This window comes from Stappia sp. ABD4_338, from assembly GCF_056312175.1.
Map to the genome: position 1 here is coordinate 188,041 of NZ_CM149982.1, position 23,089 is coordinate 211,129.

A 23,089-nucleotide genomic window follows, 5' to 3' on the forward strand; every position below is an offset into this window, starting at 1 on the left:
AAAGCGGTCCCGGGGCCTGAACCGTGAGGTAGGGAGACATGGCCGGCACGCGCATGAGACGGCGGGAAACGCGCACGGACTACTGGCCGGGCTTCGTCGATGCCATGGCGTCGCTCCTGCTCGTCATCATCTTTCTGCTGTCGGTCTTCGTGCTGGCCCAGTTCTTCCTCGGCCAGGAGCTGTCCGGCCGCGACACGGTGCTCAACCGCCTCAACGCGCAGATCAGCGAACTGACCGAACTCCTGGCGCTGGAGCGTGCCTCGGGCCGCGACCTGCAGGACACGATCGCCACGCTCACGGCCAATCTCAACGACGCGGAATCCGAGCGCGACCGGCTTCAGGGTCTGCTTTCGGCCTCCTCCAGCGAGGCGAGCCGGGCGGGCGGGACGGTGGCCGAGCTGGAGGGGCAGCTCGACGAGGAAAAGCGGGTTTCCCAGCGCGCGCTGTCACAGGTTGAACTCCTCAACCAGCAGATATCCGCCCTGCGTCGCCAGATCGGCGCGCTGGAGGACGCGCTCGAGGCCTCCGAAAGGCGCGACCGCGAGAGCCAGACGAAGATCGCCGACCTCGGCCGGCGGCTGAACGTGGCGCTGGCCCAGCGGGTGCAGGAACTGTCGCGCTATCGGTCGGATTTCTTCGGCAGGCTGCGCGAGATCCTGTCGCAGCGCTCCGACATCCGCGTGGTGGGCGACCGCTTCGTGTTCCAGTCGGAGGTGCTGTTCTCCTCCGGCTCCGACACGATCAACCCCGAGGGCGAGCAGGAACTCGTCAAGCTCGCCGAGGCCATCAAGGAACTGGCCGTCGAGATCCCGCCGGAGATCAACTGGGTGCTCAGGGTCGACGGCCACACGGATGCCAGGCCGCTGTCGGGCACCGGACGCTTCCGCAACAACTGGGAGCTTTCGGCGGCGCGCGCCATTTCGGTCGTGCGGTTCCTCATCGACCAGGGCGTGGACCCGGCGCGGCTCGTGGCCGCCGGCTTCGGCGAGTTCCAGCCTCTCGAGGAGGGCGAGAGCGAGGAGGCGCTTGCCCGCAACAGGCGCATCGAGCTGAAGCTGACCGAACGCTGACGCGAGTCCGCGCGGTGCATGTTGCCCGGTTGTTCTGGCCTTGGGGCGCGAAAAACGTTACCGGTTTGTTCCATGACAGCGGCGATTCGAATCCTCGGGATTGATCCCGGTCTCAGGCGTACCGGCTGGGGGCTCATCGTGGCCGAGGGCAACCGCCTCCGCTTCTGCGCCAGCGGCACGATCACGTCCGACAACAAGCTTCCGCTGGCCGAACGGCTGCGTCAGCTCCACGACGGACTGCAAAAGGTCGTCGCGGATGCCGACCCGCACGAGGCGGCCGTCGAGCTTACCTTCGTGAACAAGGACGCGGGCGCGACGTTGAAGCTCGGGCAGGCGCGCGGCGTGGCGCTGCTGGTGCCGGCGTTGAACGGGCTGCCGGTGGCGGAATACGCACCGAACCTGGTCAAGAAGACCGTGGTCGGCACGGGGCACGCGGAAAAGGACCAGATCCGCATGATGGTGAAGGTTCTGATGCCCAAGGCGGTGTTCAACTCGGACGACGCGGCGGACGCGCTGGCGATCGCCGTGTGCCATGCCCAGCATCGCAACCAGCCGGCCGCCGTGCGGCTTTCTCAGCAGGGGGCCGCATGATCGGCAAGCTCAAGGGCGTCGTCGACGAGGTCGGCGAGGATCACGTCATCCTCGACGTTCACGGCGTCGGCTATCTGGTTTTCGCGCCCGCGCGCGTTCTTCAGGGGCTGCCGTCGCAGGGCGAGGCGGCGGTGCTGCACATCGAGACCATCGTGCGCGAGGACATGATCCGCCTCTACGGGTTCGGCAGCGCGGCCGAGAAGGCGTGGTTCCAGCTTCTGCTCACCGTGCAGGGCGTGGGGGCCAAGGTGGCGCTCGGCGCGCTGGGAGTGCTCAATGCGTCCGAGATCGCCAATGCGATCGCGCTCGGGGACATCACGGCGATCACGCGGGCGCCCGGTATCGGCAAGCGGGTGGCGGAGCGCATCGTCTCGGAGCTCAAAAGCAAGGCGCCGGCCTTCGCCAGCGTGGATGCCGGCACCATCGCGGTCTCGACGCAGGCCAAGTCCGATGTCGCCACCAACGCGGGCGACGCCGTGTCGGCGCTCGTGAACCTTGGCTATGCCCAGGCACAGGCGAGCGCGGCGGTGGCGGCCGCGATGAAGACGGCCGGTGAGGACGCGGAGACCTCGGCTCTGATCCGTCTCGGCCTCAAGGAGCTTGCCCGATGAGCGGCGAGGAGATCGGCGACGGCAGCACGCGCATCGTGACGCCGGAAACGCGTGGCGACGAGATCGACACGACGATGCGTCCTCAGGTGCTCGACGACTTCGTCGGCCAGGCGCAGGCGCGTGCCAACCTCAAGGTCTTCATCGGCGCCGCCAAGGCGCGCGGCGAGGCGCTGGACCATGTGCTCTTCGTCGGCCCTCCCGGTCTCGGCAAGACGACACTCGCGCAGATCATGGCGCGTGAGCTCGGCGTGAACTTTCGCGCCACGTCGGGTCCGGTGATCGCCAAGGCGGGCGATCTCGCGGCGCTTCTCACAAATCTCGAAGAGCGCGACGTGCTCTTCATCGACGAAATCCACCGCCTCAGCCCGGCGGTCGAGGAAGTGCTCTATCCGGCGATGGAGGACTTCCAGCTCGACCTCATCATCGGCGAGGGGCCGGCGGCGCGGTCGGTCAAGATCGATCTTTCGCGTTTCACGCTCGTCGCGGCGACCACGCGGCTCGGCCTGCTGACGACACCGCTGCGTGACCGTTTCGGCATCCCTGTCAGGCTGCAGTTCTACACGCCGGAAGAGCTGGAGCTGATCGTGACGCGCGGCGCGCGAATTCTCGGCATCGGCATGAGTGATGATGGCGCGCGCGAAATCGCGCGCCGCGCGCGTGGCACGCCGCGCATCGCCGGCCGCCTGCTGCGCCGGGTGCGCGATTTCGCCGTCTTCGCCGGGCAGGAAAGCGTCGATGCCGCCATTGCCGACCGGGCACTGACCCAGCTCGAGGTGGACAGCGCCGGCCTCGACCAGCTCGACAGGCGCTATCTCAACCAGATCGCGCTCAAGTTCGGTGGCGGGCCGGTGGGCATCGAGACCATCGCGGCGGCGCTTTCGGAACCGCGTGACGCGATCGAGGAGATCGTCGAACCCTATCTGATCCAGGAGGGCTACCTCCAGCGCACCCCGCGCGGGCGCGTGCTGACGGCCCAGGCATTCCGCCATCTGGGGCTCGCCGTGCCGCAAGGGCCGGGGGCGCCGCAACTCGGCCTCTTCGCCGAGGACCCGGACGGCAACGGAGCCTGAGGCAATGGCTGGCGGACACGATACGGGATCGCGGGGCGAGGCGGACTGGCCCGATCTTGCGGGGTGCCTGACGGGTGACGGACACGTTCTGCCGGTGCGCATCTACTATGAGGACACGGACTTTTCCGGCGTCGTCTATCACGCCGCCTATCTGAAGTTCGCCGAGCGTGGCCGCTCGGACTTCCTGCGTCTTTGCGGGATCCATCATGCGGCGCTGGAGGCGGGCGAGCACGGCGAGAGCCTCGCGTTCGCCGTGCGGCACATGGAACTCGACTTTCATGCCCCCGCGCGCATCGACGACCTTCTGGAGGTGGAGACGCGGCTGCGCGAGGCGCGCGGCGCCCGCTTGGTGCTCGACCAGTCGATCCGGCGGGGCGGGACGCTTCTCTTTCACGCAAGCGTGACCGTCGTTGTCATTTCCGCGCAGGGCCGGCCACGCAGGCTTCCGGCAGGTCTTGCCGAGCGTCTTGCGCAGCCCGGCGGGCGACCTTAACGCCGAAGTAACCTTAACAGGTGCTCAATGCCGCGAGCTTTCGGCCGATTCAGTCGCAGTTTTGCCCTATTCCCTCGCCAAGCAGGCGGTTGATACAGGCGGACGACTGACGGCCCGGATGCGTCCGGAGTGACCGGTCGAACGCCCCGAACTCGCCTGCGCCCGAATTTTTCGCGAGCGGCGTCCCGAGGCGGTTTGCAGCGGTTCATGAAGACGCCATTGGTATCGGGCAAGAGGTCCAGACATAGATGAATCCGGTTGAACTTGCACAATCGACCCTCGCCGCGCCGCAGGGGGATCTGTCCTTCTTCGCGCTGTTCATGCAGGCGCACCTTGTGGTCAAGCTGGTCATGCTGGGGCTGATCGGCGCCTCCGTGTGGTGCTGGGCCATCATCGTCGACAAGTGGCTGCTCTACGTGCGCACGCGGCGACAGATGAACCGTTTCGAGACCGTGTTCTGGTCCGGCCAGTCGCTGGAGGACCTGTACCGCACGCTGTCGGGGCGGGCGAACCATGGCATGGCCGCGCTGTTCATCGCGGCGATGCGCGAGTGGAAGCGGTCCCATGAAAGCGCCAAGCCGGCGATCGCCAGCCTGCGCCAGCGCATCGACAGGGTCATGGACGTGACCATCGCGCGGGAGGCGGAGCGGCTGGAGGGACGGCTGCTGGTGCTTGCCACCGTCGGTGCGGCGGCGCCCTTCATCGGCCTGTTCGGCACCGTCTGGGGCATCATGACCTCCTTCCAGGCCATCGCGGCCTCGAAGAACACCAATCTCGCCGTGGTGGCGCCGGGCATCGCCGAGGCGCTTCTGGCCACCGCGCTCGGGCTTCTGGCCGCCATTCCGGCGGTGATCGCCTACAACAAGCTGTCCGCCGACGCGGCCAAGCTGTCCGGGCGCATGGAAGGCTTCGCCGACGAGTTTTCCGCCATCCTGTCGCGGCAGATCGACGAGAGGGGCTGAGCCATGGGGATGCAGATGGGCGGAGCGCGCGAAAGCGGCGGTCGCGGCCGCCGTCGTCGTCGCCAGCAGCCGATGAGCGAGATCAACGTCACGCCCTTCGTGGACGTGATGCTGGTGCTCCTGATCATTTTCATGGTCGCGGCACCGCTGCTGACCGTGGGCGTGCCGCTCGACCTGCCGGAAACGCAGGCGAAGCCCGTCGACAGCGTCAACGAGCCGATCACCGTGTCGGTGGCGGCGGACGGCCGGGTCTACATCCAGGAGACGGAGATAGACCCGGAGGAGCTTATCGCGAAGCTGCAGGCGATCGCCGAGAGCGGCTACGAGGAGCGCATCTTCGTGCGCGGCGACGAGAACGCCGACTACGGAACGATCATGAAGGTCATGGCCCGCATCAGCGCGGCCGGCTACAAGCGGCTGGCGCTGGTCACGCTCGAGGAGCAGCAGTAGACCCATGCGCGTCGGGCTCATCGCATCGACTGCCGGCCATCTGGCCGTGCTGCTTTGGGGGGTTGTCGCCCTTCCCGATGCGAGACCGTTCGAGGTCCCGCCGGTGGACACGCTGCCCGTCGATCTCGTTCCCGTCTCCGAAGTGACCAAGCTGCGTGTCGGCGAGAAGACGGCGGAGCTTCGCGAGGTCGAGGCGACGAAGCCTTCGGAAAAGCCGGCCGAGAAGCCGGCGCCGGAGACGAAGCAGGCCCAGAAGACACCGACGCCTCCGACCCCGACGCCACCGGCTCCCACACCGCCCGCGCCGACGCCGCCGGCGCCCAAGGAGCCGGCCCCCGCGCCGAAGGAGCCCGAGCCGGCCCCGGCCCCGAAGGAGCCTGCGCCCGCGCCCAAGGCTCCAGAGCCGAAGACGGAGCCGAAGCCCGAGCCGCCGAAGGAGCCGGAGCCTCCCGCGCCGCAGCCGGTGAACGTGCGCCCGCGCACCAAGCCGACCCCGCCGCCGCCGCGCCCGACGCAGACGGCGGAGAAGCCGCGCGAGTTCAATCCGAACGATATCGCCGCGCTTCTCAACAAGGTGGAGCCGACCGGCGGCGGATCGACCAACCAGACCGACACGCCCGCTTCGCTCGGCAGCCAGCGCGGCGAGAGCGGCGTGACCATGAGCCAGTCGGAACTCGACGCCCTGCGCGCGCAGATCCAGCGGTGCTGGAGCCCGCCCGTGGGCGCGGCCGGCGCCTCCGATCTCGCGGTGCGGCTGAAGATCTCCCTGACCCGCTCGGGCGAGGTCGACCAGCGACCCGAGGTCCTGAATTCCAGCGCCAATCCGTCGTTCGGCATCGCGGCCGAGAGCGCAAGACGTGCCGTCCTGCGCTGTCAGCCCTATTCGATGCCGGCGGCAAAGCACGACCTTTGGCGCGAGGTCATCATCAACTTCGATCCGCGTGACCTGCTTGGCGGCTGAGGCCGGGCGGGTCAGGATCGGGGCGGCAGGACACGCCGCCGAAATCGGACTGCGAGGGCCCGCGATCTCGCGACAGGCGAGGCGGGCGACAGCGCGAGTGAGGGAGCTCGATTGATGACGAGACAGGCAGCCATTGACGCAAGCCGCAGCCTCGTGCGCGTGGCGGCGATCGTCTGCGCGGCGGTGATCTGGGGTGTGATGCTCCTTCCGGCCGGCCCGGCACGGGCGGTCGTGGAACTCGACATCACCCAGGGCAACATCGAGCCGCTGCCCATCGCCATTCCCGCGTTCACCGGGCAGGGTCAGGATGCCCAGCTCGCGGGCGAGATCAGCGGCGTCATCTCCGCCGATCTGGTGCGGTCGGGCCTCTTCCGCGCGCTCGATCCGGCGAGCTTCATCGAGAAGGACGTGAACATAAACACGCCGCCGCAGTTCGCCTCCTGGCGTCCCATCGGCGCGCAGGCGCTCGTGGTGGGCGCCATCCAGAGGCAGGCGGACGGGCGCATCCGCGCGGAGTTCCGGCTCTGGGATGTATTCTCCGGCCAGCAGATGCTCGGCCAGCAGTTCTACACCTCCACGGACAACTGGCGCCGCATGGCCCATATCATCGCCGATGCGATCTATGAGCGCCTGACCGGCGAGAAGGGCTATTTCGACACCCGCATCGCCTTCATCGACGAGACCGGACCGAAGGACAAGCGCGTCAAGCGGCTGGCGATCATGGACCAGGACGGCGCCAACGTGCGCTACCTGACCAATGGCGCCAATCTGGTGCTGACGCCGCGCTTCTCGCCGTCGCGCCAGGAAGTGACCTACATGTCCTGGACCGGCAGCGATCCGCGCGTCTACCTGCTCAACATCGAGACCGGACAGCAGGAGGTGGTCGGCAACTTCCCCGGCATGACCTTCGCGCCGCGGTTCTCGCCCGACGGGCAGAAGGTGGCCATGAGCCTGCAGCAGGGCGGAAACGCCAACATCTTCGAGATGGACCTGCGCTCGCGGCGGACCACGCGGCTGACCAACACGCCGGCCATCGACACCAGCCCGTCGTTCTCTCCGGACGGGCGCCGGATCGTGTTCGAGTCCGACCGTGGCGGCTCCCAGCAGCTTTACGTGATGAACGCCGACGGCAGCAATCCGCAGCGCATCAGCTTCGGCCCGGGGCGCTACTCGACGCCGGTGTGGTCGCCGCGCGGCGATCTCATCGCCTTCACCAAGATGAACCAGGGCCGCTTCATGATCGGTGTCATGAAGCCGGACGGCTCGGGCGAGCGCATCCTCACCGAGGGCTATCACAACGAGGGGCCGTCCTGGGCGCCGAACGGCCGTGTGCTGGTGTTCTTCCGCGACACGCCGGGCGCCAACGGCGGGCCGCAGCTTTGGACCGTCGACCTGACGGGCTACAACGAACGCCGCGTGCCGACACCGGCCTTCGCCTCGGATCCGGCCTGGTCGCCCTTGCTGGAGTGAGGTGCAAAAGCTAGACTCGGCGCGTTCCCTGAACGGAGATCCTTGGGAACGCGCCATCATCAGGGCCCGCGTGGCGCGTCGTCGCGAAATGAAGCGGTGACGATTTGTTAACCACGTTGGTCAACGCGCATTTAACCGCTTTCGCTGTAGAAGCGTTTACCCTGTCGGGGCGGTGGGGATCAGGAGTAAGGGCAGATGATCAGTTTCGGGATGCGAGGACGCAGCACGCGCGTGGCGTTCGTCGTTGCGGGTGCCTTGGCGCTTGCGGCTTGCGCGCAGACCAAGCCGGAGGGACTCACCGGCAACGTCCAGCCGGGCACCGGCCAGGACTTCGTGGTGAATGTCGGCGACCGTGTCTATTTCTCCAATGACCAGACCAGCCTCTCGGCCCAGGCGACCGCGACGCTGGACAAGCAGGCCCAGTGGCTCGGCTCCTACAGCCGCTATACGGTCACCATCGAGGGACACGCGGACGAGCGCGGCACGCGCCAGTACAACATCGCGCTCGGCGCGCGGCGTGCCGATGCGGTGCGCAACTATCTGGTGGCGCGCGGTGTCTCCGCAAGCCGGATCAAGACCGTTTCCTACGGCAAGGAACGCCCGGTCGCGGTCTGCAACGACGAGAGCTGCTGGTCGCAGAACCGGCGCGCCGTCACGGTGCTGAACAACGCCGGAAGCTGAGTTTTCAGAGGGCGCATGTCCCGGGTTTTCGCGACGGCCGGAGGTATCAGCCTCCGGCCGTTTCGCGTTTTGCGCGCGGAACGGGCCTCTTGCGGGAAACGCCAAAATTTGGCCGAAGTCGCAAGGCCCTGTGCTATCTCTTTCACGCTGGCCGCCAGAGCCTTGACCGGAACTCCGGCACCCCGGCGGCCCCACGGAGGACTGGCATGACGCATATCCGATCCACGCCCGGATCACGGACCCTTGTGACGCGGCTGCTGGCGGCGCTTCTGGTGCTCGCCCTCGTGCCGGCTCCCGCATCCGCGCAGCTTTTCGGCGGCGGGTCCCGGGACGACGGCGAGGCCGCCGTGCGGCTCAACCAGGTCGAGGACCAGATGCGCACGCTGACCGGTCAGGTCGAGCAGCTCAGCCATCAGGTGCGCCAGTTGCAGGAGCAGATCCGCCGGATGCAGGAGGACAACGAGTATCGCCTGCAGCAGCTCGAGCAGGGCGGTGGCGGCTCGGGTAACCGGTCCGACGCGGGTGGGGCGGCAACGCCGCCGGCCGGCACGGGAGCCGGGGAGAGCTATGGAGCCGCCGGTCCCACGAACCTTGGCCAGCTTCGCCTGGGCTCGGACGGCCAGCCGGCCGCCGACCAGGGCTCCGGCGATGCCGAGTTCGCCCGCGAGGGCGGTTACGGCCAGGACGGCTACAGCCAGGACAACGCTCCGGCCTCGGGTCCGCTCGACCTTTCCGCCCTTGCCCGTGGTGGCCAGGGCGGTGGTGCGGATACGGGCCAGCCGCCCGCCAATTCCGGCTACGATCCGGCGGTGCCGGGCTCGGGAAGCTCGGGCCTTGCTCCCGTCACGGGCGGAGGCAACGCCGGTGCTTCCCCGGGCGGGCAGCCGTCCGCCCTTGCCGGAGGCATTCCGCGTGACGACTACGACAGCGCCTATTCGATGATGGTCGCGGGCGACTACGCGGGAGCGGAGACCGGATTTCGCCGGTTCCTGGAGACCCACCCCAACGACCCGCTTTCGGCCAACGCGCAGTTCTGGATCGGCGAAAGCCTCTATGCACGCAAGAAATACCGCGACGCGGCCGATGCCTTCCTCAAGGGGTATACCGACTATCCCGACAGCTCGAAGGTCACGGACAGCCTGTTGAAGCTCGGCCTGTCCCTCAAGGGACTTGGGCAGACGGAAGCCGCCTGCGCCACCTTCTCGGAGCTGCTGACCAAATACCCCGGCGCTCCGACGGCCGTGCGGGCCGAAGCCCAGTCCCAGAAGCAGTCCAGTGGCTGCTCTGCCTGAGGCCGGTGGCCCTGTTTCCGACAGGGAAGCGGATATCGCCTTCGCGTGTCTTTCAGGATTTTCGCGCATCGCGCTGGCCGTCTCGGGCGGGCCCGATTCCATGGCGATGCTGCATCTGGTCGCGCGTTGGCGAGATCGTACCCCTGACGCACCCGACTGTCTTGTCCTGACGCTCGATCACGGATTGCGGCCCGAGGCGCGCGCCGAGACGCGCATGGTGGAACGGGCGGCCGCGCGCCACGGCCTGACCTGCCGGGTGCTGCGCTGGGAGGGCGAAAAACCGCGCTCGGGCCTGCAGGCGGCGGCGCGCGGCGCGCGCCAGCGCCTTCTCGGAGCGGCCTGTCTGGAAGCGCGGGCCGAGGCGCTCGTCCTTGCCCATCACTTCGACGATCAGGCGGAAACTGTGCTCATGCGCCTGCGGCGGGGCAGCGGGATCTTCGGTCTGGCGGGGATGCGGCGCGAGAGCGCATGGCCGCGCCAGGACGCGCGACCGCTGACGGTCCTGCGTCCGCTTCTGGACTTCGGAAAGGCGCGCCTGGAGGCGACCTGCCAGGCGGCGGACCTTGCCTTCGCGCGCGATCCCTCGAATTCCGATCCGGCCTATGCCCGCGTCAGGCTTCGTGCCGAACTGCCGGAACTTGCCGGGCTTGGGCTGACCGCGCAGCGGCTCTGCGACCTGGCCCGGGACTGCGCCGATGCGGCCGATACGATCGATGCCGAGGTGGAGCGGCGGCTCGCCGCGCATGGGGAGTGCCATCCGGCCGGGCTCTTCACGCTCGATCTGGAGGCGTTCGAGGAGGCTTCCGCGCTGCTGCGCGAACGTCTGGTGGTGCGGGTCCTTGCGGCCTTCGGGACGGGTGGATACGCCCCCCGGCGCGACAGGCTCGCCGGTTTTGTCGAAAGGCTGGGCCTTGCAGGCGCCGGGCTTGGCGGTGACGCTGAACGGGCCCAGGCGACGCTTTCCGGCGTGGTGGCGCGCCGCGACGGGGCGCGGCTTCTGGTCTGGCGCGAAGCCGGTCGCGGGGGCATCGGATCGCGGACGCTGAACGGCCCCTGCGAAATCTTGTGGGACGGACGTTTCGTGGTTCGCGTGGAGGACACCGTTTCGGTGGAAGTCCTCGCGCGCGGCGAACTCGCCGCACGGATCGGCGGGCAGGGGGCTTCCGGACAGGCGGCCCGCGACCGGCTTGCCGAGGAGGATCGTCGGCGGCCGAAGGGGTTTCCGCGCGCGGCCCTTGCCGCCTGTCCCTGTCTCGTTCCACTGTGGAAGGAGGCCGGCGATGCGTCCTATTGTCCCGGATTGTCGACCGGCCCGGCGCCGGCAAAGGTCTCGATCCGGCCGCTGCTGCCCTGGTCCGGCGGACAAGCGGCGGAACTTTCGGGGATTTTGCTCGGAAAAACGCCGGAATCGGTGGAGACTTAAGAAAAACGAGACGGGTTGACGCTCATCATCGCCACTCACCTTGGCAGGTCGTGTGGCGCGACCTATCTTGGTGTGTGAGCACCTCATCCGCAGCGCATACCGCCGCACGGCCGCGGCGAAGGAACCGCAATGAACGCCCACTTTCGCAATTTCGCCCTCTGGGTCATCATCGGCCTCCTGCTGATCGCCCTGTTTCAGCTGTTTCAGCGACAGGATACGCGTCAGGTCGGCAGCGAGATTCCCTTCTCCCAGTTCCTGAACCAGGCTGAGCAGGGGGACGTCACCGATGTCACCATCCAGGGGCAGCTGATTACCGGCGAGTTCCGCAACGGCGGGCGCTTCCAGTCCTACGCGCCGGAATCGGCGGGCGAGTACGTCGAGCTGCTGCGCTCCAAGGGCGTGCGCATCAACGCGCGGCCGCCTTCCGAGGACTTCTCTCTGCTGGGCGCGCTCATCTCGTGGTTCCCCATGCTCATCATCCTGGGCATCTGGATCTTCGTGATGCGCCAGATGCAGGGAGGCGCCGGCGGCAAGGCCATGGGCTTCGGCAAGTCCAAGGCGAAGCTGCTCACCGAGGCCCACGGCCGTGTCACCTTCGACGACGTGGCCGGCATCGACGAGGCCAAGGAAGACCTGCAGGAGATCGTGGAATTCCTGCGCGATCCGCAGAAGTTCCAGCGCCTCGGCGGCCAGATCCCGCGCGGCGTGCTGCTCGTCGGCCCTCCGGGTACCGGCAAGACGCTCACGGCCCGTGCCGTGGCGGGTGAGGCCAATGTTCCCTTCTTCACCATTTCCGGTTCGGACTTCGTGGAGATGTTCGTCGGCGTCGGCGCCAGCCGCGTGCGTGACATGTTCGAGCAGGCCAAGAAGAACGCGCCCTGCATCATCTTCATCGACGAGATCGACGCGGTGGGCCGTCACCGTGGCGCGGGTCTCGGCGGCGGCAACGACGAGCGCGAGCAGACGCTGAACCAGCTCCTCGTGGAGATGGACGGTTTCGAGCCCAACGAGGGCGTGATCATCATCGCGGCGACGAACCGTCCGGACGTGCTCGACCCGGCGCTGCTGCGTCCGGGCCGCTTCGACCGGCAGATCGTCGTGCCGAACCCGGATGTCACCGGTCGCGAGAAGATCCTCAAGGTGCACATGCGCAAGGTGCCGCTGGCGCCCGACGTCAACGTGCGCACGCTTGCCCGTGGCACGCCCGGTTTCTCCGGTGCGGACCTGATGAACCTGGTGAACGAGGCCGCCCTTCTGGCCGCCCGCCGCGGCAAGCGGCTGGTCACCATGGCCGAGTTCGAGGACGCCAAGGACAAGGTCATGATGGGCGCGGAGCGCCGTACCCTGGTCATGACCGAGGAAGAGAAGAAGCTCACCGCCTATCACGAGGCCGGTCACGCGCTGGTGGCGCTGCACATGCCCGCGTCCGATCCGATCCACAAGGCGACCATCATCCCGCGCGGCCGCGCGCTCGGCATGGTCATGCGCCTGCCGGAGAAGGACCAGGTGTCGCTCACCCGCGCCAAGTGTAAGGCCGACCTTGCGGTCGCCATGGGCGGTCGCGTCGCCGAGGAGATGATCTTCGGTTACGAGAAGGTGACCTCGGGCGCGTCCGGCGACATCCAGATGGCGACCAAGCTGGCGCGTGCCATGGCGACCCAGTTCGGCATGTCCGACAAGCTCGGTCCGCTGCTCTACGGCGAGAATCAGGAAGAGGTGTTCCTGGGCCATTCGGTCGCCAAGAACCAGCATGTGTCGGAAGACACCCAGCGGGTCGTGGACGCGGAGATCAAGACCTTCGTCAACGAGGGCTATGAAACCGCGAAGCGCGTTCTCGGCGAGTACGAGGACCAGCTTCATTCCATCGCCCAGGGTCTCCTCGAATACGAGACGCTCTCTGGCGACGAGATCCGGGATCTGCTCGACGGCAAGCCGCCGGTGCGCGAGACCGACGACGACCAGCCCACCACCCGCGCCTCGGCGGTGCCGAAGACCGGTGCCAAGCGCAAGGGCGAGGGCGATGCCCCCACGGGTGGCATGGAGCCGCAGCCCCAGGGCTGATATCCGTGGCGGCCCCGGGGCCGTCCGTATCGTGATCAAGGGTCCGGCAGGCGATGCCGGGCCCTTTTTCGTGGTGCGCCGCCCGGCCGCGGACTGTTACGCATGAAAACAAAATTTGAACCTCTTTCGCGGATCATGATGCTAGAGGAAGGGGGCCGCGACACTGCCTGAGATGGCGAGAGGCGCGGCGTGCGGCCGGTGATCCGACCTGGCCGCCGGAGCAAACGGGATTGTCATGACACGCAGGTATTTCGGAACCGACGGCATTCGCGGCACGGCCAATCGTGCCCCCATGACGCCGGACATTGCCTTGAAGGTGGGGATGGCCGCCGGCATTTCCTTTCGCAATGGCGGTCACCGGCACCGGGTCGTGATCGGCAAGGACACGCGGCTTTCCGGCTACATGATCGAAAACGCGCTGGTGGCGGGCTTCACGGCGGTCGGTCTTGACGTGCTGCTGCTCGGCCCGATGCCGACGCCGGCGGTGGCGATGCTCACCCGCTCCGTGCGCGCCGATCTGGGGGTGATGATCTCCGCCTCGCACAACCCCTATCAGGACAACGGCATCAAGTTCTTCGGGCCGGACGGCTACAAGCTCTCCGACGACGTCGAGGCCGAGATCGAGACGCTGATCGATCAGGATCTCGCGCCGCAGCTTGCAAGCCCCGACCGGCTGGGACGCGCGAAGCGCATCGACGGGATGCGCGACCGCTACATCGAGTTCGCGAAGCGAACCCTGCCGCGTGAACTCAGCCTCGCCGGTCTCAGGATCGTCGTCGATTGCGCCAATGGCGCGGCCTACAAGGTCGCGCCCGAGGTCCTGTGGGAACTTGGCGCGGAAGTGATCGCCATGGGCGTCGACCCCGACGGCTACAACATCAACCTCAAGTGCGGTTCCACCGACACCGCCGCCCTTTGCGCCAAGGTGCACGAGGTGAGGGCGGACATCGGCATCGCGCTCGACGGCGACGCGGACCGGGTCATCATCGTGGACGAGAACGGCCAGGTGGTCGACGGCGATCAGCTCATGGCCGTGGTCGCCCAGTCGTGGCACGAGGACGGCCGCCTTGCGGCCTCGGGCATCGTGGCCACCGTCATGTCGAACCTCGGCCTGGAGCGCTATCTCGGCAGCCTGGGCCTTTCCCTGGCACGGACCAAGGTCGGCGACCGCTATGTGGTCGAGCACATGCGCCAGCACGGGTTCAACGTGGGCGGCGAGCAGTCGGGCCACATCGTCCTGTCAGACTTCGCCACCACCGGTGACGGGCTCGTCGCCGCGCTGCAGGTTCTGGCCTGCGTCGGCAAGCTCGGCCGGCCTGTTTCCGAAGTCTGCCGGCGTTTCGACCCCGTTCCCCAGATCCTTCGCAACGTGCGTTACGCAGGGTCGCGCCCGCTCGACGACCCGAGCGTGCAGCAGGCAATCGAGGACGGTCGCAAGACACTGGGCACCGGCGGGCGGCTGGTGATCCGCGCCTCGGGAACCGAGCCGCTGATCCGCGTCATGGGCGAGGCGGACGACGAGCGGATGCTCGTCGGCGTGGTCGACAGCATTGTCGAGGCGGTCACCCGGGCGGCTGCCTGAGGCTCGTTTCGCGACGCCGCAAATTCCTTAACGAGATCTGAAGACGAACCCTGCCGGAAGTCGCAATTCGGCAGGGTTCTTTCGAATATTCAGTTTTCATTAACGTAAAAAAACAGGGTTAAGCGTTACGGTTAAGTCGCCCTTAAGCTTTCCGGAGCAATCTTCTCTCGTGTTTCACGTGCGCGACCGGCAGCCAAAGTGTTCGGACGCATTTAACGAGGACCGAGACATGAGCAGCCATTTTCTAAAGTTGTCTCTGGCTGGCGTCGCGATGATCGTCTCGTCAGCCGTCCATGCCGCAGACATGCCTATCCCGGTGATTGAGCATATCCCGGAAGTTCCCGTCGTCGAGGGCGGCTGGTACCTTCGCGGTGACATCGGCTACAAGGTGTATCAGGACCCCAGCACCAAGTACGGTGCCCTGCAGTTCCAGAACGAGTCGCTGAACAACACCGGCATGATCGGCGTCGGTGTCGGTTACAGGTTCTCCGATTACCTGCGCGGCGACCTGACGCTCGACTACGAGTTCCCGGCCAAGTATCGCGGTCATGCGCCGTGTACGACGTGCGGCGTCGGCGGAACCGCGGGCTTCTCGAACGAGAGCGCCAAGATCGACGTGCTCACCATGCTGGTGAACGGCTACATCGACATTGGCACCTGGGCCGGCTTCACGCCTTATGTCGGTGCCGGTATCGGTGTGTCGCGCGTTTCCACGAGCGACATCAAGTTCGCCAATCCGGACGGCACGTCGGGCCGCTACCCGGGCGACAGCACCTACAACTTCTCCTGGGCCCTGATGGCTGGCGGTTCCTACGCCGTGAACCAGAACTGGTCGCTGGACGCGGGCTATCGCTACCTGAACATCGGCGATGCCTACTCCAAGAGCTTCTCGACCGGCGTCGGCAACCCCTCGCGCAAGATCAAGTACGAGGACCTGCAGGCCCACGAGTTCCGCGTCGGCATGCGCTACACGTTCAACGCCGCGCCGGCGTATATCCCCGAGCCGATCGTCACCAAGTACTGATCGTCGGGCTTACGCGCCTTTCGAGGGCCGGGCCGGTCGCAAGACCGGGCCCGGCCTTTTTGCGTTCAGGCGACGGCGGCGAGCACGCATCAGGCAGCCCATCTTCGCTGTGCCGAACGTCTCATGTCTGCTCCAAGGTTCCCATGTCCGGGTCACGCGCGAGGCCGGTGGTCCATGCCCTTCATCGGGTCTGGGAGCCGTTTCTCGTCGTCCTGTTCCCGTTGCGGTTTCCGAAATTGACGCAAGGTTTCCCGCAGGTTGTGGGATGGGAGGGGCGCTCGCGCCCGGGCGATGACAGGGTGTCTGTATTATACCGGGTTGATTCTGCGGGGAAAAGGCGTTGACCCTATGGTCGGCTCGTTGGCCTCGACCCGAGGTCGGTCGTGCCTGGGGTGTCATGCGGCATCGTCGCGCTCCCCGGACGACACACTCCAGAAGGAGTCCCCCGACAAGCCAGGTTCTCAAACGCGCATGCCACGAAACCACCTTTCCAGCCACCGTCGTGGCTTCTGGTTTTCGGCTCCGAAAGGGGAGACGGAAATGTCAGGGCGGGGTGACTGAGTCAGGCTTCTTGAAGAGGAAACGGTGATGGGACTTACAGTTGAAAGGCGTCTCGGCCTGAAGGCCTTGTTCGCCCACGGCGAGATCCGGACCGACAGTGCCGCGGGCAACGCGGCGCGCAAGCTTGTCGCGGACCTTGGCGAGCGAAACATCGTTGTCGCGGAAGCAGGCTCGAGCGATGACGCGATCGCGCTGCTCCAGTCCGATTCCTCTTTTCAGTGCGTCTTGCTCGACTGGTCCCTCGCGGATGCGGACGGTGAGCTCAAGGCGGAGCACCTGCTGTCGGTTCTCCGTGCGCGCAATGCGTCCATCCCCGTCTTTCTGATGACGTCGCGCCGTACGGCGACGGACCTTCCGATGAAGGTTCTCGAACAGGTCAACGATTTCATCTGGCTGCTTGAGGACACCTCCGAGTTCATCGGCGGACGTGTGGTGGCCGCGATGAACCGCTATCGCGAAACGGTCCTGCCGCCCATGTTCAAGGCACTGGCCAGGTTTGCCAGCGTCTATGAGTATTCCTGGCACACGCCCGGCCATACAGGCGGCACGGCCTTTCTCAAGCACATCGCGGGACGTGCTTTCTTCGAATTCTTCGGAGAGGAGCTGTTTCGCTCGGACCTGTCGATTTCGGTCGGCGAACTCGGTTCCCTCCTGGATCACTCGGGTCCGATCGGCGAGGGGGAGAAATACGCCGCGAAGGTCTTTGGCGCGGACCGGTCCTATACGGTGACCAATGGCAGCTCGACATCCAACCGGGTGATCATGATGGCCAGCGTGACGCGTGGCCAGATCGCCTTGTGCGACAGGAACTGTCACAAGTCCGTTGAGCATGCGATCACCCTTTCGGGGGCGATTCCCACCTACCTCGTGCCCTCGCGCAACGGTCTCGGACTGATAGGCCCGATCCATCCGCAGAAGCTGACGGTTGACGCGATCCGGGGCGCGATTGCCGACAACCCGCTGGGCGAAAAGGCCAAGGACAGCACGCCGGTCCATGCGATCATCACCAACTCGACCTATGACGGGCTGTGCTACAACGTGGTGCGGGTCGAGGACCTGCTGGGGCAAAGCGTCGACCGGCTTCACTTCGACGAAGCCTGGTATGGCTACGCCCGGTTCAATCCGATCTACGAAGGCCGCTTTGCCATGCACGGCGAGTCCAACGTCCCGGACCGTGCCGGCCCGACCGTCTTCGCCACCCAGTCCACCCACAAGCTGCTGGCGGCCCTGTCGCAGGCTTCCTTCATTCATGTGCGCGACGGACGGCGTCCGATCCCGCACAACCGCTTCAACGAAGCCTTCATGATGCATGCGTCCACCTCGCCGCAGTATGCGATCATCGCCTCGAACGATGTCAGCGCGGCGATGATGGATGGCACCGGCGGCCTGACGCTGACCTCCGAGTCGATTGGCGAGGCCATCGCGTTCCGGCAGATGATCGCCCGCATGCGGGCGGAATTCGTCGCTTCGGGCGACTGGTTCTTTGGGGTTTTCCAGCCCGAATCCGTGAAGGTCGGCGACAGCCGGGTCGCCTTCCACGATGCCGATCCCGGCCATCTGGCCAGGGAGGCCTCTGCCTGGGTGCTGCGTCCCGAGGACGACTGGCACGGTTTCGACGGGCTGGAGGACGACTACTGCATGCTGGACCCGATCAAGGTGTCCATCGTGACGCCGGGCATGTCGGCGCAAGGCGAAATGGGCGAGCACGGCATTCCGGCCGCGATCGTGTCCGCCTATCTCGACGAGCAGGGCATCGTGGTCGAGAAGACGACGGACTTCACCATCCTGTTCCTGTTCTCCTTCGGGATCACGAACGGCAAGTGGGGCACCCTGGTCAACGCGTTGTTGAACTTCAAGAAGGACTATGACGCCGACCGCCCCTTGCGTGAGGTGCTGCCGGATCTGGTGGCAGCCGATCCTTCCCGCTACGGCGCACTGGGGCTGAAGGGGCTTGCGGATGAGATGTTCGCCGCGATGGCGGAGCTGAAGACCACCGAAACGATGGCGCGCGGGTTCTCCGCGCTGCCCGTCCCGGAGCTCACGCCGGTGGAGGCGTACGAGGAACTCGTTCTGGATCGCGTGGAGTCCCTCTCGCTCGACGAGATGGCTTCTCGTGTCGTGGCGACGGGCGTGGTGCCCTATCCTCCGGGAATTCCCCTGCTCATGCCCGGCGAGAACGCGGGCCCCTCGGACGGGCCGTTCCTGGCGTATCTGAAGGCGCTGGAAGCGTTCGACCTGCGCTTCCCCGGGTTTGCGCACGATACCCACGGGGTCGAGGTCGAGGACGGGAAATACCGCGTCCTCTGCATTGCCACGCCTGACGAATAAGGAGGCCTCCGGATGTCCGACAGTGCTTCGTCACAGACTGCCGCCGTCTCCAAGATCGGTCTTGTTCCCGCAACCCTGATGGTTGCCGGCAACATGATGGGGTCGGGGGTCTTCATGTTGCCGGCCAATCTGGCGGCCATCGGCGGAATCGCGGTCGTCGGCTGGCTGATCACGCTTGTCGGCGCGCTGGCGCTGGCGCTGGTCTTCGCCAAGCTGGCGGCGCTCGACCCGGCCGCCGGGGGACCCTACGCCTACACGCGCAAGGCCTTCGGCGATTACATGGGCTTTCAGACCAACCTGATCTACTGGCTGGCCAATGTGGTCGGCAACGTGGGGCTGGCCGTCGCGGGCCTCGGCTATCTCACGTATTTCTTTCCCGAGTTGAAGGTTCCCCTTGTCCTGGCGCTTGGCCAGATCGCCATCATCTGGTTCTTCACCTACGCCAATATCCTGGGGCCGCGCTTCGTCGGGCGGATGCAGTCATTCACCACCGTCGCGGCGTTGTTTCCGATCATCGGGATGGCGATCTTCGGCTGGTTCTGGTTTTCCGCGGACACGTATGCCGCCGGGTGGAACGTGTCCGGCGAGAACTCCTTCAGCGCTGTCGGGGCGACGCTGAACTTCACCCTTTGGGCATTCATCGGTGTCGAGACGGCGTCGGTATCGGCCGGTGTCGTGGAGAATCCGCGCCGGAACGTGCCCATCGCCACCCTGGGCGGGGTGATCCTCGCCGGGATCTGCTACGTGCTGTCCTCGACGGCGATCATGGGCATGATCCCGAATGCGGAACTGGTCACCTCCGCCGCGCCTTTCGCCGATGCGGTGCGGATGGCCCTGGGGTCCGAGGCGGCCAATATCGTTGCGGTCTGCGCGGCGGTCGGCTGTCTGGGATCGCTCGCGGGCTGGACGCTTCTCGTCGGCCAGAGTGCGAAGGCGGCGGCGGACGACGGTCTGTTCCCGAACGTCTTTTCGCGCACCAACGCCAAGGGCGTGCCCTCCGCCGGGCTCGCCATCGTGGCCGTGCTCATGAGCATCCAGGTTCTGGCGACCATGTCCCCGACCGCCTCCGAGCAGTTCGGCAAGATCGCATCGGTCGCCGTGATCATGACCCTGCTGCCCTACATCTATTCGGCCATCGCCCTCAAGGTTCTCAGCTTCAGGAAGGTCGAGCATCACGAGTATGCGATCTACACGATCATCAGCCTGATCGGGGCCATCTATTGCCTCTGGGCGATTGTCGGCTCCGACGGGCAGCAGACGCGCTGGTCCCTGATTTTCGTGGTGTCGACGATTGTGTTCTACGCGATGGCCCTCAACCACAAACAGCATGTCGAGGCGCATGAGGTGGAGGTCGGAGGGCAGGTGCCACGGTTCGTGCGGTATCTGACGTTCGCGATCACGCTGGTGGCGCTCGTTCTGATGTTCTGGGTTTCCTTTGACGAACGCTCGGCCGGCAAGCTGCATACGCGTTCACCGCAGCCCACGGCGAGCCTCTCGGAGAGCGCGCCGGCCGCGCCCTAGGCGCGAAAGGGAGCAATCCGGGCGGGCGGAAAGGGAGGACACGACGGCACCGGGTGCCGGATCCGTGTCACGCCTGCCCGCCCGCCTGCATCGCATTCCATTGCGCCCTGCAAGATCCTGCATGGTAAAATCAGGCGGGACTTGCGGTTTTCCGGGCGCTCGCACTCACCAGTGCAAACGACCACCTCCGCATCATCTTCAGAACTTGCAGCCGGCGGCAACTCTGGCGGGTATGTCACTTCCATGGTACAGTTTCTTTTTCAGGGAGGTGGAATTGGCGCGCGCTCAATATTTCGTTGTCCTCCACGAGGGTGAGTGGAAGATCAAACACAACGGCAAGCATTACGGGCCGTACAACACCCAAAAGGATGCGATCCGCAAAGCGGTAGACGCGGCCCATGCCACGGGCGACAAGGGCACTGACGCTCAAGTTCTAGTGCAAGGTCGGGACAACAAGTTCAGAACCGAATGGACTTACGGCAACGATCCATACCCGCCGCCTGGTTGATGCTGCCGTCGCCACCGGGAGGAATTGATATGTCGACCTATTTCATCTCGTTCCGTATTTCCGAAACGACTGTTGGCGGAATGACCTACAGTGACCGCCGAGAATTGCTTATGGAGAATGCGAGAACCGAAGGGTTAGGCTTTTGGGACGGAACAACATCGTTCATCGTCACTGAATCGAATTTGGACACTAACCAATTTGCTGCCCAAGTCACTCATGGACTTAGTAGGGAACATGATCAAGTGCTGGTTTTTGATCCAGCCGATATGTCTGCGGTAGTCTTTGGCTCGGTCGAACAGTCGAACGTTTTGGCTTCATTTTTCCAGCATTTCCACCAGTAACGACCGTTGACATCGATTGGCACACGAAGTGTTTTTGCGAATCACAAAACTAGGTTCAGCCTAATACGCTTGCCTGTAGACAATGCCATTCCGCTCTCCACCAAAAAGCTCGGGTCACTGGCCGGGCTGGTCTTTCGATCTTTTCTTGTACGACTTAGGCCTGTTTGGCTTAGGCGTACGCACGTCAATCAGACTGACTATCCATTCCATGTCGCGCAGCGTATCAGTCAGGCCCGCAGCCATCGCCGGTGACACTTTCAGGCTCTTGTGTATCCGGCAGAAATTGTAATGCACGAAGTACAGCGCCAGCGCGTGGCAATGGTTGTCGAACTTCTTCGAGAATGCATTGGTCAACCGAGTGAACCGGCGCATGCTTATCCGCATGGTCAGATTGTGCCGCTCGACATATGAAATCGATACGTGCTTTTCGTTCGGTTTGCCCTTGCGAACTGTCTTCTTGATACCGGTGCATTCTGCCGGGCTGTAACGCGCGGTCTTGCCGGTTGGCTGGTTGCCGTACAGCTTTCCAACTATAGTCGATAGCATTCTCGAATGCGTTTTCAATGGCGTTCAGGTATGCCCTGTGGCCATCCGTGGTCAGTTGAACCTGGTTGTTCAGACGCGCCGCCAGATCGCTCATGAAGTGGTTGGCAAAGCCCGGCATGGTCGCCGCGTCCACGTTATTTTCCTTCGAATAGCAGAATGACCAAATTTCGTCGCACTAAATGCGCTTGCTGTTCAGGCCCACAACGTTCTCGTCGTGGCGGCATGGTTCGTCCATGCCATCACTAGATCATGCGGTTACGTGGAGAGTATGCCAATTCTTATCGCGCTGGCCGATGGACGAGCATTATACTGATAATTACGTTCCAGAAGAGCCACATCAACCAGCCATGGCTCAAAAAGCCGACGCTGCACTACGATTTATCCTAGATCAATCCGTAGATGCAGGCCACGCCGTCCATCCTTTGGCTGACCTCACAAACCGGACATTTACATATGGATATGGCGCACCGTATGTAGCGCAGAAAGAACCGCTAGGATCATTCGAGCTGCAGTTCATTTTTAAAGAGAAACTGCATCGAAGTTCCTCACCATGTTTGCAGATTATGTTTCGTGCGTAGGCTATGGATAGGCTAAATCGTGCCGCGCCCATTTCGATCTGGCAACCGTTCGATCGTGTTAGGTCGCATTTTTGACCTGACAGCTTTAGGCCCCCGGCTAGATATGGTGCGAGAGCCCGAATCACATCGCCTTCATTTGGCTCAAGCTTACCCGGTACGTGCTTTCGCGCTTCGATTGCGGCGTGGTAACGGTTCAAGAACACCGACATCTTCGGGTCATTGGGATATTTTTGTTCGGCAAACTTCATGAAGCGGTCACAATCAATCCTGTCGTCTGGATTGTACTTCTTAGTCTTTTTCCGCATGTTGTTGTTGAACCAGCGGATAAGAAACGCGTTTGACTGGAGGCTTTTGCGAGCTTTTAATTGGTCGCGGGCTTTCTCAACGGCAATTGCACACCCTTTAGCAGTCATCTGCCAAACATTTGGTCCATAATGCATTTGCCGAAAGCACCCCTCAAATGCCTTCAAGCTGCGATTATTGCAAAGGCTGGCATTGGCCGGACTTGTAATAAGGAAAGTCACCCCGAGCAGGGCTCCTGATACAATCCATTTTCTCATTTTATCCCCATCCCTGATCTTACCAAGATCAGTTTGGAGGCTTTTACCGAAACGTCAATATAACGCCGCCTTGGCGCAGGGTTTCCCAAACTTGTGCAGTGGCGATCCGCTTGAGATTTAGATACACGGAATGCTGGCAGGGTGGGTGGATTGAGGCCGTGAGCGTGGAGCGGGCGCCGGGTTTCTATGAACTGATCGTTCCTGCCATATGGGTAACGTGAAGACATGGTTGTGAGCCTGATAGAGGCGGAACAAGAGTGAAACGCCCTGTGCCAGTTTTGTGCCACTCCAGCCTGCCTGTTCACGACACGTTCCGCCACTTCATGCAAGATCCTGCATGGTAAAATCAGGCGGGACTTGCGGTTTTCCGGGCGCTCGGCTATCCCGATAGGTGGGACACCCCTC

General features: G+C 64.7%; 20 protein-coding genes and 1 pseudogene. 19 read left to right on the forward strand and 2 right to left on the reverse strand.

All coding sequences use genetic code 11. From position 1 onward, the window contains the following. Positions 1 to 38: 38 nt before the first annotated feature. The 19 genes from ACYX4S_RS00835 (at position 39) to ACYX4S_RS00925 (ending at position 21,000) form a co-directional block, all read left to right on the forward strand. Positions 39 to 1,070, forward strand: coding sequence for a peptidoglycan -binding protein (locus ACYX4S_RS00835; protein WP_422069902.1), 1,032 nt, complete (start codon positions 39 to 41; stop codon positions 1,068 to 1,070). A gap of 72 nt (positions 1,071 to 1,142) precedes the next feature. Next, positions 1,143 to 1,661, forward strand: coding sequence for a crossover junction endodeoxyribonuclease RuvC (gene ruvC, locus ACYX4S_RS00840; protein ID WP_476361519.1), 519 nt, complete (start codon positions 1,143 to 1,145; stop codon positions 1,659 to 1,661). After that, the gene (gene ruvA, locus ACYX4S_RS00845) at positions 1,658 to 2,272 is read left to right on the forward strand and encodes a Holliday junction branch migration protein RuvA (RefSeq protein WP_476361520.1); all 615 of its coding nucleotides are present in this window, start codon (positions 1,658 to 1,660) and stop codon (positions 2,270 to 2,272) included. Before ruvC ends, ruvA begins: the two co-directional genes overlap by 4 nt. Continuing rightward, a complete protein-coding gene (gene ruvB, locus ACYX4S_RS00850) occupies positions 2,269 to 3,342 on the forward strand; it encodes a Holliday junction branch migration DNA helicase RuvB (protein WP_476361521.1) in 1,074 nt (357 codons plus the stop codon). The genes ruvA and ruvB overlap by 4 nt, the downstream gene beginning before the upstream one ends. Positions 3,343 to 3,346: 4 nt before the next feature. Then, the gene (ybgC, locus tag ACYX4S_RS00855; RefSeq protein ID WP_476361522.1) at positions 3,347 to 3,835 is read left to right on the forward strand and encodes a tol-pal system-associated acyl-CoA thioesterase; all 489 of its coding nucleotides are present in this window, start codon (positions 3,347 to 3,349) and stop codon (positions 3,833 to 3,835) included. Positions 3,836 to 4,083: 248 nt separating this feature from the next. Beyond that, entirely contained in the window at positions 4,084 to 4,797 is a 714-nt protein-coding gene (tolQ, locus tag ACYX4S_RS00860) for a protein TolQ (RefSeq protein WP_422069897.1), read from the forward strand. 3 nt (positions 4,798 to 4,800) lie between these two features. Then, positions 4,801 to 5,247 carry a protein TolR gene (tolR, locus tag ACYX4S_RS00865; protein WP_422069896.1) on the forward strand — a complete coding sequence of 149 codons (447 nt, stop codon included), beginning with the start codon at positions 4,801 to 4,803 and terminating at the stop codon, positions 5,245 to 5,247. 4 nt (positions 5,248 to 5,251) lie between these two features. Continuing rightward, positions 5,252 to 6,208 carry a cell envelope biogenesis protein TolA gene (locus ACYX4S_RS00870; protein ID WP_476361523.1) on the forward strand — a complete coding sequence of 319 codons (957 nt, stop codon included), beginning with the start codon at positions 5,252 to 5,254 and terminating at the stop codon, positions 6,206 to 6,208. Positions 6,209 to 6,322: 114 nt separating this feature from the next. Continuing rightward, a complete protein-coding gene (tolB, locus tag ACYX4S_RS00875; protein ID WP_476361524.1) occupies positions 6,323 to 7,678 on the forward strand; it encodes a Tol-Pal system beta propeller repeat protein TolB in 1,356 nt (451 codons plus the stop codon). 195 nt (positions 7,679 to 7,873) lie between these two features. Further along, positions 7,874 to 8,359, forward strand: coding sequence for a peptidoglycan-associated lipoprotein Pal (gene pal / locus ACYX4S_RS00880; RefSeq protein WP_476361525.1), 486 nt, complete (start codon positions 7,874 to 7,876; stop codon positions 8,357 to 8,359). Between the two features lie 206 nt (positions 8,360 to 8,565). Continuing rightward, positions 8,566 to 9,651 carry a tol-pal system protein YbgF gene (gene ybgF, locus ACYX4S_RS00885; protein ID WP_476361526.1) on the forward strand — a complete coding sequence of 362 codons (1,086 nt, stop codon included), beginning with the start codon at positions 8,566 to 8,568 and terminating at the stop codon, positions 9,649 to 9,651. Continuing rightward, entirely contained in the window at positions 9,635 to 11,074 is a 1,440-nt protein-coding gene (gene tilS, locus ACYX4S_RS00890; protein WP_476361527.1) for a tRNA lysidine(34) synthetase TilS, read from the forward strand. The genes ybgF and tilS overlap by 17 nt, the downstream gene beginning before the upstream one ends. Positions 11,075 to 11,203: 129 nt before the next feature. Beyond that, the gene (ftsH, locus tag ACYX4S_RS00895; protein WP_476361528.1) at positions 11,204 to 13,135 is read left to right on the forward strand and encodes an ATP-dependent zinc metalloprotease FtsH; all 1,932 of its coding nucleotides are present in this window, start codon (positions 11,204 to 11,206) and stop codon (positions 13,133 to 13,135) included. Between the two features lie 235 nt (positions 13,136 to 13,370). Continuing rightward, the gene (gene glmM / locus ACYX4S_RS00900; RefSeq protein WP_476361529.1) at positions 13,371 to 14,717 is read left to right on the forward strand and encodes a phosphoglucosamine mutase; all 1,347 of its coding nucleotides are present in this window, start codon (positions 13,371 to 13,373) and stop codon (positions 14,715 to 14,717) included. 229 nt (positions 14,718 to 14,946) lie between these two features. Then, entirely contained in the window at positions 14,947 to 15,741 is a 795-nt protein-coding gene (locus ACYX4S_RS00905; RefSeq protein WP_476361530.1) for an outer membrane protein, read from the forward strand. A gap of 588 nt (positions 15,742 to 16,329) precedes the next feature. Continuing rightward, a complete protein-coding gene (locus tag ACYX4S_RS00910; RefSeq protein WP_476361531.1) occupies positions 16,330 to 18,630 on the forward strand; it encodes an Orn/Lys/Arg family decarboxylase in 2,301 nt (766 codons plus the stop codon). Between the two features lie 12 nt (positions 18,631 to 18,642). Continuing rightward, complete coding sequence (adiC, locus tag ACYX4S_RS00915) at positions 18,643 to 20,151, forward strand: arginine/agmatine antiporter (RefSeq protein WP_476361532.1); 1,509 nt, start codon at positions 18,643 to 18,645, stop codon at positions 20,149 to 20,151. A gap of 232 nt (positions 20,152 to 20,383) precedes the next feature. After that, the gene (locus tag ACYX4S_RS00920) at positions 20,384 to 20,659 is read left to right on the forward strand and encodes a DUF2188 domain-containing protein (protein ID WP_476362796.1); all 276 of its coding nucleotides are present in this window, start codon (positions 20,384 to 20,386) and stop codon (positions 20,657 to 20,659) included. Positions 20,660 to 20,688: 29 nt separating this feature from the next. After that, on the forward strand, positions 20,689 to 21,000 hold the full coding sequence (locus ACYX4S_RS00925) for a hypothetical protein (protein WP_476361533.1): 312 nt from the start codon (positions 20,689 to 20,691) through the stop codon (positions 20,998 to 21,000). Positions 21,001 to 21,114: 114 nt separating this feature from the next. Here the strand turns inward: ACYX4S_RS00925 and ACYX4S_RS00930 are convergent. Next, a pseudogene (locus tag ACYX4S_RS00930) lies at positions 21,115 to 21,763 on the reverse strand (IS1 family transposase); the annotation flags it as partial. Positions 21,764 to 21,934: 171 nt separating this feature from the next. After that, on the reverse strand, positions 21,935 to 22,684 hold the full coding sequence (locus ACYX4S_RS00935; protein WP_476361534.1) for a hypothetical protein: 750 nt from the start codon (positions 22,682 to 22,684) through the stop codon (positions 21,935 to 21,937). Positions 22,685 to 23,089: the final 405 nt, after the last annotated feature.

Bases quoted from the DNA above. Each gene is read 5' to 3' on its own strand.
- ACYX4S_RS00835 (WP_422069902.1), top strand. From the start codon at position 39: ATGGCCGGCACGCGCATGAGACGGCGGGAAACGCGCACGGACTACTGG.
- ACYX4S_RS00925 (WP_476361533.1), top strand. From the start codon at position 20,689: ATGTCGACCTATTTCATCTCGTTCCGTATTTCCGAAACGACTGTTGGC.
- glmM (WP_476361529.1), top strand. From the start codon at position 13,371: ATGACACGCAGGTATTTCGGAACCGACGGCATTCGCGGCACGGCCAAT.
- ruvB (WP_476361521.1), top strand. From the start codon at position 2,269: ATGAGCGGCGAGGAGATCGGCGACGGCAGCACGCGCATCGTGACGCCG.
- ybgF (WP_476361526.1), top strand. From the start codon at position 8,566: ATGACGCATATCCGATCCACGCCCGGATCACGGACCCTTGTGACGCGG.
- ACYX4S_RS00905 (WP_476361530.1), top strand. From the start codon at position 14,947: ATGAGCAGCCATTTTCTAAAGTTGTCTCTGGCTGGCGTCGCGATGATC.
- ACYX4S_RS00920 (WP_476362796.1), top strand. From the start codon at position 20,384: ATGTCACTTCCATGGTACAGTTTCTTTTTCAGGGAGGTGGAATTGGCG.
- ftsH (WP_476361528.1), top strand. From the start codon at position 11,204: ATGAACGCCCACTTTCGCAATTTCGCCCTCTGGGTCATCATCGGCCTC.
- tolQ (WP_422069897.1), top strand. From the start codon at position 4,084: ATGAATCCGGTTGAACTTGCACAATCGACCCTCGCCGCGCCGCAGGGG.
- ruvC (WP_476361519.1), top strand. From the start codon at position 1,143: ATGACAGCGGCGATTCGAATCCTCGGGATTGATCCCGGTCTCAGGCGT.
- tolR (WP_422069896.1), top strand. From the start codon at position 4,801: ATGGGGATGCAGATGGGCGGAGCGCGCGAAAGCGGCGGTCGCGGCCGC.
- ruvA (WP_476361520.1), top strand. From the start codon at position 1,658: ATGATCGGCAAGCTCAAGGGCGTCGTCGACGAGGTCGGCGAGGATCAC.
- ACYX4S_RS00870 (WP_476361523.1), top strand. From the start codon at position 5,252: ATGCGCGTCGGGCTCATCGCATCGACTGCCGGCCATCTGGCCGTGCTG.
- adiC (WP_476361532.1), top strand. From the start codon at position 18,643: ATGTCCGACAGTGCTTCGTCACAGACTGCCGCCGTCTCCAAGATCGGT.
- pal (WP_476361525.1), top strand. From the start codon at position 7,874: ATGATCAGTTTCGGGATGCGAGGACGCAGCACGCGCGTGGCGTTCGTC.
- tolB (WP_476361524.1), top strand. From the start codon at position 6,323: ATGACGAGACAGGCAGCCATTGACGCAAGCCGCAGCCTCGTGCGCGTG.
- ACYX4S_RS00910 (WP_476361531.1), top strand. From the start codon at position 16,330: ATGGGACTTACAGTTGAAAGGCGTCTCGGCCTGAAGGCCTTGTTCGCC.
- ybgC (WP_476361522.1), top strand. From the start codon at position 3,347: ATGGCTGGCGGACACGATACGGGATCGCGGGGCGAGGCGGACTGGCCC.
- ACYX4S_RS00935 (WP_476361534.1), bottom strand. From the start codon at position 22,684: ATGAGAAAATGGATTGTATCAGGAGCCCTGCTCGGGGTGACTTTCCTT.